The sequence below is a fragment of the Streptomyces sp. NPDC030798 genome, from assembly GCF_055572275.1.
Window position 1 is genome coordinate 362,854 of record NZ_JBVIDR010000007.1, and the last position, 13,341, is coordinate 376,194.

Here is a 13,341-nt window from a genome sequence, read left to right on the forward strand (position 1 = left end):
GGGCGGCCGAGCATGGCGATACGTGTCCTCACTCAGGGTGTCCGCGCCCTGGTTCGACGAGACCGGCGGTGAGAGTTCCTGGCTCCCGGGGGTTACTACCCCGGTGACAGTGGCGGGACCGCGCCGGATTCGCACCGGCTTCCTCTCCTGCCGCCGTACATGGCCCGGGCAGTCCACCACGGCCCCCGAACGGCCGTCAACTTGCCCTTGACCTGGGACGGCGGACTGTGCTGAGGCCCACACCGGCGGGGTGCCCGGCATGGGTGAGGCCCCTCGCCGGAACGTGCCGGTGAGGGGCCTCGGTTGCCCTGGGTCAGGGCTTGGCCACGATCAGATAGATGCCGTACGCCACCGCGGCCGCGCACGCGGCGAAGCAGACGTAGGCACCCGTCACGGCCAGGGACGCGGAGCCGCCCTGTGCGGCGGCCTTCTCCCGCCGCGCCAGGCCGTTGACGCCGAGGGTGAACAGGGCCACGAGGCCCACCGTGAACGCGAGGCTGACGCCGAAGACGGAGCCGATGGCCGCCCAGTCGATCTTCATGTCGGTACTACTTTCCTGTCACCGTGTGCGCGGGTCAGACCGCGGCGGCCGGCGGGACCGCCGGAGCCGCGGGGGCGGGTTCGGCCGTGGCCGGGGCCGGGATGGTGGCCGTCAGGTCCTCGGTGACCGTGCCCGCGGGGGGCGGCGTCACCGCGGCGATGGCGGTGGTCACCACGCCGGCCGGCTCGGCGGTCTCGTCGACCGCGTTGACGTTGCTGTGGTCGATGACCTCGCGGCGCGAGAGCTTCCAGATCGCGGCGCTGGAGCCGACCAGGAACACGGCGACGAGCGCGGTGCCCCAGTCACCGAGGTCCGTCACGGCCTCGGCGCCCGCGCCGACCAGCGCGGCGGCCGGCAGGGTCAGCGCCCAGGCGACGACCATCCGGGTCGCGGTGGACCAGCGGACCACGCCGCCCTTGCGGCCCAGGCCCGTGCCCATCACCGAGCCGGAGACGACGTGGGTGGTGGAGAGGGAGAAGCCGAGGTGGGAGGAGGCGAGGATGGCGGTGGCCGCGCTGGTCTGGGCGGCGAAGCCCTGGCGCGGCTCGAGGTCGGTCAGACCCGTGCCCATGGTGCGGATGATGCGCCAGCCGCCGATGTAGGTCCCGAGCGCGATGGCCAGGCCGGCGGAGAGGATCACCCAGGTGGGAGGGTTGGAGCCGGGGGCGAGGGCACCGCCCGCGATCAGCGCGAGGGTGATGATGCCCATCGTCTTCTGGGCGTCGTTGGTGCCGTGCGCGAGGGAGACCAGGCCGGCCGAGGCGATCTGGCCGGCGCGGTAGCCCTTGCGGGAGGCGTCGCCCTCGGCGTTCTTGCCGATGCCGTAGGAGAAGCGGGTGGCGAGCATGGCCGCCAGGCCGGCCACGACCGGCGCGGCGACGGCGGGGAGCAGCACCTTGGTGACCAGGACGTCACCGTGGACGGCACCGAAGCCCGCGGAGGCCACGGTGGCGCCGATCAGGCCGCCCATCAGGGCGTGCGAGGAGCTGGAGGGCAGTCCCACCAGCCAGGTCAGCAGGTTCCAGAGGATCGCACCGACCAGGGCGGCGAAAATGACCTCGGGACGGATGCCGTTCTCATCGACGAGACCCTTGGAGATCGTGTTGGCGACCTCCACGGAGAGGAAAGCGCCCACCAGGTTGAGCACGGCGGACATGGCCACCGCGACCTTGGGCTTGAGCGCGCCGGTCGAGATGGTGGTGGCCATCGCGTTGGCGGTGTCGTGGAAACCGTTCGTGAAATCGAACGCGAGTGCGGTTACCACCACAATCGCGAGGATCAGCGAGAAGCTTTCCATTTACCCAGGCAATCGTTCGAGCGTCATTGGCTGGTCGAACGTAGGCAACCTGAGTGAACGGAAGGTGAACTCGGCCGGGCTTCGCGGTGTCGGAAACAGACGAAGGCGCTTCCGCTCACACCGACGGCCACTTTGCGTGCCCGCGCGGTGGCAGGATCGGCACATGGCGAAGGCATCAGAGGCATCGCAGCCGTCGGAGGAAGAGGCCAGAGTCTGGGAGGCGCTGGTCGCGACGGCCCGCCGGACCGTCGCCGACGGGCTGGTCGTCGGCACCTCCGGCAACGTCTCCGCGCGCGTCGGCGACCTCGTGCTGGTCACGCCCTCGGGCGTGCCCTACGACCGGCTCACCCCGGACGACCTCACCGCCGTCGACCTCACCGGCCGGCAGGTGCGCGGCACGCTGGTGCCGACCAGCGAGCTGCCCCTGCACCTCGCCGTCCACCGCACCACCGACGCCCGCGCCGTCGTCCACACCCACGCCGTGCACGCCACGGCCGTCTCCACCCTCGTGGGCGAGCTGCCGCCGATCCACTACATGGCGGCCGCCCTCGGCGGACCGGTCCGGGTCGCCCCCTACGCCACCTACGGCACGGACGAACTGGCCGCGAACATGCTCCGCGCCCTCGCCGGCCGCTCCGGCTGCCTCCTGCAGAACCACGGCACGATCACCTACGGCGCCACCCTCGACGAGGCCTACGACCGCACCGCCCAGCTCGAGTGGATGTGCCGCCTGTGGCTCACGGCGTCCGCGGTGCCGGGCCTGACGCCTTCTCTGCTCAGCGAGGCACACATGGCCGAGGCCGGGGCACGTTTGAAGGGGTACGGCCAACGGAGGTGACCCTTGCTGCCCAGTTCCCTGTCCCCCCTGCTGCACGGCCGCCGGCTCCGCCGGTCCGCGACCGGCCGGCCCCGTCACGAGCGCCTCGCGCTCCTGGCGGCCCTCACGGGCGTCGTCGGCCTCGAGCGCCGTACCGGTCGCGGGCCACGGCGTATACGACCGGCGATGCCGAACACCCCTTCCGCGACGCGCCGGACGCCGGTCATGCCCGTCCTTCCGCTGGCCGGTGACGGCGGCCGCCCCGACACTGGAGCCGTGCGCACCGTCAAAGCGACCGCCGCCGCGCTCACCGCCGTCCTGGCCGCCGGCGCGGCCTCCGTGGCCGCCGGACGCCTCGCCAGCGACGCCGCGCTGAAGGCGCCCCCGGGCCGGCCCCTGCCCACCGAACCCCGGCTCACCGTGCACGGCACGGCCGCGGGACGGATCACCCTCACCCGAGACCTGGCCTCGCTGCGCCCCGGCACCTACGGCCTGGCCGGCGACGGCTCCCACGCGGTCGTCGGTGGTGTCCTGGAGGCGGCCGAGCACACCGCCGACACGGTCGTACGCCGGCTGCAGCGCGTCACGCACGGCACCTTCGCGGCCGGCGACTCCGTGTGGCTCACCCCGAACGTGCACGTCGGCAACCCCGGCACCGCCCTCGGGCTCGACCACGCCGACGTCGACGTGCCCGGCGAACTGGGCGCGCTGCCCGCCTGGTTCGTACCCGGCGACCGGGACACCTGGGTGATCGCGGTGCACGGCCTGGGCACCACGCGCGAGCACGCCCTGAACGTCATGGCGTTCCTGCACGGCCGCCGGCTGCCGGTCCTCGCGCTCGCCTACCGCGGCGACCTGGGCGCCCCGCGCCCGCCGGACGGCCTGAACCACCTCGGCGAGACCGAGTGGCGCGACGTCGACGCCGCGATCCGCTACGCCGTCCGCTACGGCGCCCGCCGGGTCGTCCTGCTCGGCTGGTCCACCGGTGCCACCATGGCCCTGCGCGCCGCCGAGCGCTCCGCCGTGCGCAACCGCGTCGCCGGACTGATCCTCGACTCCCCGGTGCTGAGCTGGCAGGCCACCCTGCGCGCCCTCGCCCAGGCCCGCCACACCCCCGAGCCGCTGCTGCCGCTCGCGGTGCGGGCCGCGCAGGGCAGGGCGGGGCTGCAGGCCGACCGCGTCGCCGGTACAGCCGATCCCGCCGGGCCGACCGTGCCCACGCTGATCGTCCACGGCCCGGACGACACGGTGGCTCCCTGGGAGTACTCCCGCCGGCTCGCCGACCGCCGCGGGGACGTCGTCGCCCTGCACACCGTGGCACGGGCGCCGCACGCGGCGATGTGGAACGCGGACCCGGAGGAGTACGAGGAGCGCCTGCGCCGGTTCCTGACGCCGCTGATGTGAGAGGGCCCCGGGCCGTCCTCCGGCACGAGTCGGAAGCCCCGGTTCCAGTGATTCCGTTCATGGCTGTACCACTGGCCTGATGATGTCCCCTCACCCGGTCCGGAAGCGGGTGCGTTGGCCAGCCCCGTCGCCCCGCGTGACATTCCGTTTGGGTTTTCGGACCGTCAACCGGAAGACTGCACCCGTGACGTCCCGTATCCCGCGCGACTCCAGGCTTCGACTCGTCCGACCGCGACCCCTGGCCGCCGCCCCCAGAGCTGTGAACCAGCGCCGCCCGCGCCGCCCCGCACCCCGGCCGCCCGAGGGCACCCCGGCCCCCGCCGAACTGGCCAGAATGGCGCGCACCGGCCTGGCCGGCGCGGTCCGCGTGGCCCGCTGGGCCGACGCCGCCCTCGGACCCGGGAGCGACGCGGCCACCGCCGACGGCAAGGCCACCCTGTCCGACGGGACCGCCGAACGCGCCGCCGCCGCACTCGGGCTGAGCACCGCTCAGGTCCGCGCCGAATGGGACACCGCCCGCCTCGCCGGACTCGTCGAGGTGCACGGGGACAGCGCGCGCCCCGGCTGGCGCCTGCGCGCCTGGGACCGGGACGACAGCGCCGTGCTGCGCGGCTGGGTCGCCCTCTTCGACGCCTGGTCGCTCGCCTACCCGGAACCCGAGGGTCACGAGGCCGCCGCCGTCGCCGAGGTCGTCTCGGCCATGCCCCAGGTGCTCTCCTTCCTCCAGCTCTCCGCCGGGCCCGTCCCGGTCGACCAGCTCCTCGACCTGCTCCAGCAGAGAGTCACCGAACTGCGCACGGAACGCTGCGAGGTCCCCTACGACACCGCCCCGGGCCGCCCGGCGGAGCCGGTGGCCGGCACGGAGCCGGCCGGGGCCGCCTCGGGCGCCCCCCTCGCGCCGCTGCTCGACTGGGCGTTGCGGGCCCTTGCCTCCGTGGGGGCGCTGACCTACGGGGACGGGCAGGCGACACTCACCCCGCTGGGGAGCTGGGCGGTGTGGGTGAAGCTGGAGCAGATCTGCGTGGCCGCGCAGAGCCCCGCCGGGAACATCGAGCAGTCCGCCGAGGACATGCTCCGCGGCTGCGCCCAGCTCCGCCCCAACGCGGCCCGCGCCGAGTACCGCGCCTGGCTCGCCGCCCGCCCCGTCGGCAGCGCCGTCACCGAGCTGCTCGCCGCCGCCCGCGGCGACGACGCCCTGCTGCGCGGCCTCGCCTTCGAGGCGCTGCGCGTCGTCGGCGCCCCCGCCGAGCCCGACGTACGCGCCGTCGTCGACGAGCCGGCCCTGCGGCCGTACGCCCTGCTGTGGCTCGCCGAGCACGACGGCGTCGACCCCGAGGACGCCCACGAGGTGCTCACCCGCGAGGAGGCCACCTGGCTGTGGGTCGACACCGCCGCCGCCGTCAGCGACCACGGCGAGACCGCCATGCTGGTCCGGCACCTGGAGGCCGCGGTGCAGCCCACCGTCCCCGCGCTGCTGGACGAGGTCCGCGCCGTGGGCCACCCGCGCACCGTGCAGGTCCTGGTCGCCCTCGCCGCGGCCCACCCCGACCCCGCCCTCGCCAAGGCCGTGCGCCGCGCGGCCTTCCAGGTGCACACCGGCGGATAGCCCGCCGGGCGGCGCTCAGACGCCGATCTCGGGGGCGTACGTCCCGAAGCTCCAGATGTTCCCCTCGATGTCCCGGGCCATGTAGTCCCGCGAGCCGTAGTCCTGGTCCGTCGGGGGCATCAGGATCTCCACGCCGTGCTCCACGGCCCGCTGGTGGTGGGCGTCGACGTCGTCCACCACGACGTACACCCCCGCGGGCCCCGCGTCCTTCATCGCCGTGTCGAACAGACCGCCGCGGCCCTTGGACCCGAGCATCACCGCGCCACCGCCCTGGACCAGCTCGGCGTGCATCACCTTGCCGTCCTCCGTCTCGTACACCGACAGCTCGGTGAAGCCGAGACCCTCCGTGAGCTGCCTGATCGCGGCCTTCGCGTCCGCGTACAGCAGCGTCGGACAGATGCCCGGCCGTCCACCCGTGCCCGCCATGCCGATCACTCCCTCGTGCGTCGGTTCCGCCGTCCTCCTCCGAGTGTTCCAGCCACCACCGACAACGCCCCCGGCGCGGCGGCCCGCCCCGGGCGACGGCCCTGGAGGGCGCCCGAACACGCGGACGTAGAAAAACCGCTTGCACGGCCCCGTTAGACTGGGGCCCATGGCCATTCTCCTCGCGCATTAGACGGCGGGAACGTCCTCATCCGTCCACCGCCAATCCCAGTACGCCCTGGAGTCTGTCCGTGATCTCCGCCTCCGGTATCGAGCTGCGCGCCGGTGCGCGCGTCCTCATCGAGAACGCCACCTTCCGTGTCGCCAAGGGCGACCGCATCGGCCTGGTCGGCCGCAACGGCGCCGGAAAGACCACCCTCACCAAGTGCCTGGCCGGCGAGGGCATCCCGGCCGGCGGCACCATCACCCGCTCCGGCGAGGTCGGTTACCTCCCGCAGGACCCCCGCACCGGCGACCTCGAGGTGCTCGCCCGCGACCGCATCCTCTCCGCGCGCGGCCTGGACGTCCTGATCCGCAAGATGCGCGAGAACGAGGAGCGCATCGCCAGCGGCAAGGGCGCCACGCGCGAGAAGGCGCTCAGGCAGTACGAGCGCCAGGAGACCGAGTTCCTCACCAAGGGCGGCTACGCCGCCGAGGCCGAGGCCGCCACCATCGCCGCCGCGCTCAACCTCCCCGACCGGGTGCTCGGGCAGCCCCTGCACACCCTCTCCGGTGGTCAGCGCCGCCGTATCGAGCTGGCCCGCATCCTGTTCTCGGACGCCGACACCCTGCTGCTGGACGAGCCGACCAACCACCTCGACGCGGACTCGATCATCTGGCTCCGCGACTACCTGAAGACCTACCGCGGCGGCTTCATCGTGATCTCCCACGATGTCGACCTCGTCGAGACGGTCGTCAACAAGGTCTTCTACCTGGACGCGAACCGTTCGGCGATCGACATCTACAACATGGGCTGGAAGCTGTACCAGCAGCAGCGCGAGGCCGACGAGAAGCGCCGCAGGCGTGAGCGCGCCAACGCCGAGAAGAAGGCCGCCGCGCTGAACGCGCAGGCCGACAAGATGCGCGCCAAGGCCACCAAGACGGTCGCCGCGCAGAACATGGCCCGGCGGGCCGAGAAGCTGCTGTCCGGTCTCGAAGAGGTCCGGATGTCCGACAAGGTGGCCAAGCTCCGCTTCCCGGAGCCCTCGCCCTGCGGCAAGACCCCGCTGATGGCCGAGGGCCTGTCGAAGTCGTACGGCTCCCTGGAGATCTTCACCGACGTCGACCTGGCCATCGACAAGGGCTCCCGGGTCGTCATCCTCGGTCTGAACGGCGCCGGCAAGACGACGCTGCTGCGCCTGCTCGCCGGGGTCGAGCAGCCCGACACCGGCGCCGTCGTCCCCGGCCACGGCCTCAAGCTCGGCTACTACGCCCAGGAGCACGAGACCCTGGACGCCGACCGCACGGTCCTGGAGAACATGCGCTCGGCCGCCCCCGACATGGACCTGGTCGAGGTCCGCAAGGTGCTCGGCTCGTTCCTGTTCTCCGGCGACGACGTCGACAAGCCGGCCGGCGTCCTCTCCGGCGGCGAGAAGACCCGCCTCGCGCTCGCGACGCTCGTGGTGTCGTCGGCGAACGTGCTGCTGCTCGACGAGCCGACCAACAACCTCGACCCCGCCAGCCGCGAGGAGATCCTCGGCGCCCTGCGCACCTACAAGGGCGCGGTCGTCCTCGTCACCCACGACGAGGGCGCCGTCGAGGCGCTCCAGCCCGAGCGGATCATCCTCCTGCCCGACGGCGTCGAGGACCTGTGGGGCTCCGACTACGCGGACCTCGTCGCCCTGGCGTGATCGAAGGACTGATCAACGGCGTATGGATCATTCGGCCGAGCCGTGATCCATCATCTGTGTGAGATCTCCTCGTATCGAGGTGTGTCGTACACCGATCCGGCGGCCGATCCCTCAGCATCCGAGGGGTCGGCCGCCGCGCCTCTCTGACCTGGTACTTCGCGAAACCACTCGTTCGGCCGTACGGACACGAGCTCATGGAATCTCGTATTCCGCTTGTGGGGAACCGCTCCTGTCGTCACAACGATGTCTCACGGACCTTGCCGAATGGGTGGCCATCACGCCCCGGAGGGGTGATCATGAGGAGACCAGAGCGCACTTCCCATGAGGAGGCACGGGTGGCCGAGACTCTGAAGAAGGGCAGCCGGGTGACCGGCGCCGCGCGCGACAAGCTCGCGGCAGACCTGAAGAAGAAGTACGACTCCGGTGCGAGCATCCGGGCGCTGGCCGAGGAGACCGGCCGCTCGTATGGCTTCGTACACCGGATGCTCAGCGAGTCGGGCGTCACGCTTCGTGGGCGTGGCGGAGCGACCCGGGGCAAGAAGGCCGCATCGTCCTGACTCCGGGCGGCCCATCGGCTTCGATGGTGGCCACCCGGTCGGTTGTCCGATCGGCCGGGTGGTTACTGTGCAGTCACTTAGCATTGCTCTGCTGACCGCACCCATCGGAGGCGCCCCATGGCTTCGCCCGACCAGGACCTCGCTCCTGTACTCGACAAGGACGGCGTACGGCTCACCGTCGACGACGCGCTCGCCACGGTGACGCTGACCAACCCGGCCAAGCGCAACGCGCAGAGCCCCGCTCTGTGGCGGGCGCTCACCGAGGCCGGGCGGTTGCTGCCGGGCTCCGTGCGTGTCGTGGTGCTGCGCGGCGAGGGCAAGTCGTTCTCCGCCGGGCTGGACCGGCAGATGTTCACCCCGGAGGGGATCCCGGGCGAGCCGAACTTCATCGAACTCGCGCGTCGTGACGACGCCGGGCTCGACGCGACCATCGCCGAATACCAGGAGGCGTTCACCTGGTGGCGGCGCAACGACCTCGTGTCCATCGCCGCCGTCCAGGGACATGCTGTCGGTGCCGGATTCCAGCTCGCGCTCGCCTGCGACCTGCGGGTCGTCGCGGACGACGTGCAGTTCGCCATGCGCGAGACCAGTCTGGGCCTGGTCCCCGACCTGACCGGTACGCATCCGCTCGTCGGTCTCGTCGGATACGCCCGCGCGCTCGAGATCTGCGTCACCGGGCGGTTCGTCGGGGCCGAGGAGGCGGTGACCTCCGGCCTGGCCAACCTCGCGGTACCCGCGGGTGAACTCGACGCCGCGGCACACGACTTGGCCGCCGCGATGCTGGCCGCGCCGCGCGACGCCGTGGTGGAGACCAAGGCGTTGCTGCGCGCTGCCCAGGGCCGGGACTACGACGCCCAGCGCGCAGCCGAACGCGCCGCCCAGACCCGCCGCCTGCGTGACCTGGCAGGCATCGGCGAATAGCCCACCCCCACCACCGCACGGCATCTGCCGGGGACGGATCCGGCCCCTCGCCAAGTGAGCCGCCGCCCGGCCACAGCAGCGGCACTGCACGGGGAATTGCCGGGGCCGAATCGGGTCGGCCGTCGATGAGTGAGCCGTCTGCCGGGCACAGTTGCGCCGGCGCACGGATTGCCGGGGACGGTATCCGGTCGGTCATCGGCGAGTGAGCCGTCTGCCGGGCCACAGCAGCGCCGACGCCCGCGAGATCTGCCGGGGCCGGGGCCGGCCCGCCCTCGCCGAGTGAGTCGTCGTCCGGGTGTGGCCGCGGTGCCGTGCGGGAGCTGCCGGGGCGCCCGAGGCCCCGCGCAGCCCGCGACGGTTGCGGGAGCGTGCCTCCGTGCGCTCAGTGGTTCCGGGCGGCCGGAGGGTGCGTCCCGGGCCGCCCGGACGCCGCTGCCTCAGAACCCGTGCCGCATCCCGCCGTCCACCGGCAGCATGATCCCGGTCAGATAGGAGGCGGCCGGGGACAGCAGGAACGCTGCCGCGCGGCCGAATTCCCCGGGGGTGCCGTAGCGGCGCAGGGGGATGCGGGACTCGTTGGCCGCACGGGTGGCCTCGGGGTCGGCGGACAGGGCGTCCAGTTCGCGGACGCGGTCGGTGTCGATGCGCGCCGGCAGCAGCCCGACGACGCGGATGCCGCGCGGCCCCAGCTCGTCGGCGATGGACTTGGCGAAGCCGGCGAGGCCCGGCCGCAGCCCGTTGGACACCGTCAGGCCCGGGATGGGCTCGTGCACGGAGCCGGACAGCACGAAGCCGATGACGCCGCCCGCCTCCAGCTCGGCCGCGGCCGCGCGAGCGAGCCGTACCGCGCCGAGGAAGACCGACTCGAAGGCGTCCCGCCACTGCTCGTCGGAGTTGTCGGAGACGAACCCGGGCGGCGGCCCGCCGACGCTGACGAGCACGCCGTGGAAGCCCCCGAAGTGCTCCCGCGCGGCCGCGATCAGCCGCTCGGGCGCCCCCGCCTCGGCGTTGTCCACGGCCACGCCCACCGCGTTCGGGCCCAGCTCGGCGGCCGCGTCGGCCACCCGCTTCTCGTCCCGCCCGGTGATGACCACCTTCGCCCCGTCGGCGACGAGCTCCCGCGCGGCCGCGTTGCCCAGCCCGCGCGTGGCGCCCGTGACGACGTACACCCGGTCCTTCAGTCCAAGATCCATGGTCCCTATCCTGCCGTGCCCTCATGTCGTGCCCTCATCCGGCCGTGCCCTCGGCCCCCGCGCCCCCGAAGAGGATCAGGGCGGTGTTCACCAGGGCGATGTGACTGAACGCCTGCGGGAAGTTGCCCAACTGGCAGCCGGCCACCGGGTCGTACTCCTCGGCCAGCAGCCCGACGTCGTTGACCAGCCCGACCAGCCGCTCGAACAGCTCGCGCGCCTCCGTGGTCCGCCCCGTCAGATGCAGCGCGTCGGCCAGCCAGAACGAGCAGGCCAGGAAGACGCCCTCGCCCTCCGGCAGCCCGTCGACGGCCGAGTCCTCGGTGTCGTAGCGCCGCAGGAAGCCGCCGTGGCCCAGCTCCTCGCGGACGGCGTCCACCGTGCCGACCACCCGGGGGTCGTCCGGCGGCAGGAAGCCCACCCGGGGGATGAGCAGCAGCGCCGCGTCCAGATCCCGCGAGCCGTAGGACTGCGTGAAGGTGTTGCGCTCCGGGTCGTAGCCCTTCTCGCACACCTCCCGATGCACCTCCTCGCGCAGCCGGCGCCAGCCCTCCAGGTCGCCCTTGAGGTCGGGATGCTCCTCCAGCGTGCGGACGGCACGGTCGGCGGCCACCCACACCATCACCTTGGAGTGCACGAACTGGCGCCGCCCGCCCCGCACCTCCCACAGCCCCTCGTCCGGCTGCCGCCACTGCTCCTGCAGAAACCCCATCAGCGCCCGCTGCAGCGCCCACATGTGCGGCCGGGGCGGCAGCCCGGAGGCGCGGGCCAGCGACAGCGAGTCCATCACCTCGCCGTACACGTCGAGCTGGAGCTGGTCCACCGCGCCGTTGCCGGTGCGCACCGGCGTGGACTCGGCGAAGCCGGACAGCCAGGGCAGCTCGGTCTCCGACAGCCTCCGTTCGCCCGCCACCCCGTACATGATCTGCAGGTCCGCCGGGTTGCCCGCGACCGCCCGCAGCAGCCAGTCGCGCCAGGCCGCCGCCTCGTCGTGGTACCCCGCGGACAGCAGGGCGCCGAGCGTGAGGGTGGAGTCGCGCAGCCAGCAGTAGCGGTAGTCCCAGTTGCGCACCCCGCCCGGCATCTCGGGCAGCGACGTGGTCGGCGCGGCCACGATCCCGCCGGTCGGAGCGTAGGTGAGCGCCTTCAGCGTGATCAGGGACCTGACCACGGCCTCCTGGTGGGGTCCCTCGTAGCGGCAGCGCGACGTCCAGCGCCGCCAGTCGGCGACGCTGTTGCTCAGCGCCTCGTACGGGTCGATGAGCGGGGGCCGCTTCTCGTGCGAGGGATGCCAGGTGAGCACGAACGCGACCCGCTCGCCCTCGGCCACGGTGAACTCCGCGTGCGTGCCCATGTCCTCGCCCCAGGTGTCCACGGGCGGTTCGGTGCGCAGCCACGCCGAGTCCGGTCCGGCGACCGCCACCCGGTGCCCGTCGGAGCGGCGCATCCACGGCACGATCGAGCCGTAGTCGAAGCGCAGCCGCAGCGTGCTGCGCACGGTCACGCGCCCGCTGACGCCCTCCACGATGCGGACGACGTCGGGCGCGCGCTCGCGCTGCGGCATCAGGTCGGTCACCCGCACCGTGCCGTCCGCGGTCTCCCACTCGGTGTCCAGCACCAGGGTGCCGGGCCGGTAGGCGCGGCGGGTGCAGATGTCCGCGCCCTTCGGCGCGATCCGCCAGTACCCGTTGTCCTCGTCGCCCAGGAGTCTGGCGAAGCAGGCGGCGGAGTCGAAGCGCGGCAGGCACAGCCAGTCGATCGAGCCGTCCCTGCCGACCAGGGCCGCGGTCTGTTCGTCGCCGATGAGGGCGTAGTCCTCGATGCGCGCGTCCACGGGGTGCGGTTTCCCTGCGGATCAGGGGGCCAATCAGGTGGTGCGCTGGGGGAGTGACACGCCGGCCGGCGCCGACCCGGCCCGGGAGAAGATCACCCCCGGGTCCGCCGGTGCCTGGTTGAGCACCCACAGGCCGATCAGCACCGCCACGGTGAAGACGACCGCGACGAGGACGGCGAGCACGAGGCGGCGGCGGCGCTCCCGGCGCAGCCACGCCCCGCGCGCGGTGCGGTAGGCGTCGGGCGCGGCGTGCACGCCCCCGGCCAGTGCGGCGAGGGCCTCGCGCAGTTCCCGCTCGGTGCGGTCCGGGCTCGTGCCACGCGACCCGGTCGCCTCTCGATGCGTCATCGCCGGGCCTCCATCGCCTGGGTCAGGGCGGCCAGGCCGCGCGAGGTGTGGGTCTTGACGGAGCCGCAGGAGATGCCCATCGCGGCGGCGATCTCGCTCTCCTTCAGCCCGAGCCAGTGCCGCAGCACCAGCGCCTCCCGCTGCCGGGCCGGCAACTGCTGCAGCGCGTCGATCAGGACGCGCTGGTCGTCGTGGAGCAGCGCGGTGCTCTCGGCGGAGGCGACGAGCTCCTCCAGCGGATGCTCCTCGTGCCGGCGGACCACCTGCAGATGCCGTATCCGCATCCGGGTCAGATTGCACACGGTGGAGCGCAGATACGCCTCGGCCGCCTCGGTGTCCCGCAGCCGCCGCCATTTGCGGTAGATCTGGTAGTACGCCTCGGCGACCACGTTCTCCGGGTCGTCCGCGCCCAGCAGCACGGCCAGGCGCAGCATCGAGGTGTAGTGCTGCTCGAACAGGCGGGCCACACCCGCCTCGCGCTCCAGGGCGGCCGGATCGCTCGCCGCGGGGGCGAGCGGCACGGGCACGGCAGTGCCTGCCACGGGTCTCACAG

At 73.0% G+C, this 13,341-nt stretch carries 13 protein-coding genes and 1 riboswitch; of the genes, 6 read left to right on the forward strand and 7 right to left on the reverse strand.

Features of this window, described 5'->3' with window-relative positions; all coding sequences use genetic code 11:
• Positions 1 to 53: 53 nt before the first annotated feature.
• Positions 54 to 193: riboswitch (cobalamin riboswitch) on the reverse strand.
• A gap of 120 nt (positions 194 to 313) precedes the next feature.
• Positions 314 to 541, reverse strand: coding sequence for a hypothetical protein (locus ACZ404_RS18965; RefSeq protein ID WP_468441245.1), 228 nt, complete (start codon positions 539 to 541; stop codon positions 314 to 316).
• A gap of 34 nt (positions 542 to 575) precedes the next feature.
• Positions 576 to 1,838: an inorganic phosphate transporter gene (locus ACZ404_RS18970; protein WP_468441247.1), complete on the reverse strand. Its 1,263-nt coding sequence runs from the start codon at positions 1,836 to 1,838 to the stop codon at positions 576 to 578.
• Between the two features lie 163 nt (positions 1,839 to 2,001).
• Here ACZ404_RS18970 and ACZ404_RS18975 point away from each other — a divergent pair, with 163 nt between their 5' ends.
• The 3 genes from ACZ404_RS18975 to ACZ404_RS18985 all read left to right on the forward strand — a co-directional run bounded on the left by ACZ404_RS18975 (position 2,002) and on the right by ACZ404_RS18985 (position 5,665).
• Positions 2,002 to 2,676 (forward strand): class II aldolase/adducin family protein, encoded by a 675-nt coding sequence (locus tag ACZ404_RS18975; RefSeq protein ID WP_468441249.1) that lies wholly within the window; start codon positions 2,002 to 2,004, stop codon positions 2,674 to 2,676.
• Between the two features lie 255 nt (positions 2,677 to 2,931).
• Positions 2,932 to 4,059 carry an alpha/beta hydrolase gene (locus ACZ404_RS18980; protein WP_468441251.1) on the forward strand — a complete coding sequence of 376 codons (1,128 nt, stop codon included), beginning with the start codon at positions 2,932 to 2,934 and terminating at the stop codon, positions 4,057 to 4,059.
• Positions 4,060 to 4,243: 184 nt separating this feature from the next.
• The gene (locus ACZ404_RS18985) at positions 4,244 to 5,665 is read left to right on the forward strand and encodes a hypothetical protein (RefSeq protein WP_468441253.1); all 1,422 of its coding nucleotides are present in this window, start codon (positions 4,244 to 4,246) and stop codon (positions 5,663 to 5,665) included.
• A 15-nt stretch (positions 5,666 to 5,680) separates the two neighbouring features.
• Here ACZ404_RS18985 and ACZ404_RS18990 read toward each other — a convergent pair whose 3' ends face one another.
• Positions 5,681 to 6,091 carry a VOC family protein gene (locus tag ACZ404_RS18990; RefSeq protein ID WP_468441255.1) on the reverse strand — a complete coding sequence of 137 codons (411 nt, stop codon included), beginning with the start codon at positions 6,089 to 6,091 and terminating at the stop codon, positions 5,681 to 5,683.
• Positions 6,092 to 6,339: 248 nt separating this feature from the next.
• On the opposite strand from ACZ404_RS18990, the gene ACZ404_RS18995 reads away from it, so the two are divergent.
• The 3 genes from ACZ404_RS18995 to ACZ404_RS19005 all read left to right on the forward strand — a co-directional run bounded on the left by ACZ404_RS18995 (position 6,340) and on the right by ACZ404_RS19005 (position 9,416).
• Positions 6,340 to 7,938 (forward strand): ABC-F family ATP-binding cassette domain-containing protein, encoded by a 1,599-nt coding sequence (locus ACZ404_RS18995; RefSeq protein ID WP_468441257.1) that lies wholly within the window; start codon positions 6,340 to 6,342, stop codon positions 7,936 to 7,938.
• Between the two features lie 335 nt (positions 7,939 to 8,273).
• The gene (locus ACZ404_RS19000) at positions 8,274 to 8,495 is read left to right on the forward strand and encodes a helix-turn-helix domain-containing protein (RefSeq protein ID WP_004002281.1); all 222 of its coding nucleotides are present in this window, start codon (positions 8,274 to 8,276) and stop codon (positions 8,493 to 8,495) included.
• 117 nt (positions 8,496 to 8,612) lie between these two features.
• Positions 8,613 to 9,416, forward strand: coding sequence for an enoyl-CoA hydratase/isomerase family protein (locus ACZ404_RS19005; protein ID WP_468441259.1), 804 nt, complete (start codon positions 8,613 to 8,615; stop codon positions 9,414 to 9,416).
• A 437-nt stretch (positions 9,417 to 9,853) separates the two neighbouring features.
• On the opposite strand, the gene ACZ404_RS19010 is transcribed toward ACZ404_RS19005, so the two are convergent.
• The 4 genes from ACZ404_RS19010 to ACZ404_RS19025 are packed head-to-tail and all read right to left on the reverse strand — an operon-like array spanning position 9,854 to position 13,330.
• A complete protein-coding gene (locus ACZ404_RS19010; protein WP_468441261.1) occupies positions 9,854 to 10,609 on the reverse strand; it encodes an SDR family oxidoreductase in 756 nt (251 codons plus the stop codon).
• A gap of 34 nt (positions 10,610 to 10,643) precedes the next feature.
• Positions 10,644 to 12,440, reverse strand: coding sequence for a glycoside hydrolase family 15 protein (locus ACZ404_RS19015; protein WP_468441263.1), 1,797 nt, complete (start codon positions 12,438 to 12,440; stop codon positions 10,644 to 10,646).
• A 33-nt stretch (positions 12,441 to 12,473) separates the two neighbouring features.
• Positions 12,474 to 12,788: a hypothetical protein gene (locus ACZ404_RS19020; RefSeq protein WP_468441265.1), complete on the reverse strand. Its 315-nt coding sequence runs from the start codon at positions 12,786 to 12,788 to the stop codon at positions 12,474 to 12,476.
• Positions 12,785 to 13,330: a sigma-70 family RNA polymerase sigma factor gene (locus ACZ404_RS19025; RefSeq protein WP_468441267.1), complete on the reverse strand. Its 546-nt coding sequence runs from the start codon at positions 13,328 to 13,330 to the stop codon at positions 12,785 to 12,787. The genes ACZ404_RS19020 and ACZ404_RS19025 overlap by 4 nt, the downstream gene beginning before the upstream one ends.
• Positions 13,331 to 13,341 lie beyond the last annotated feature (11 nt).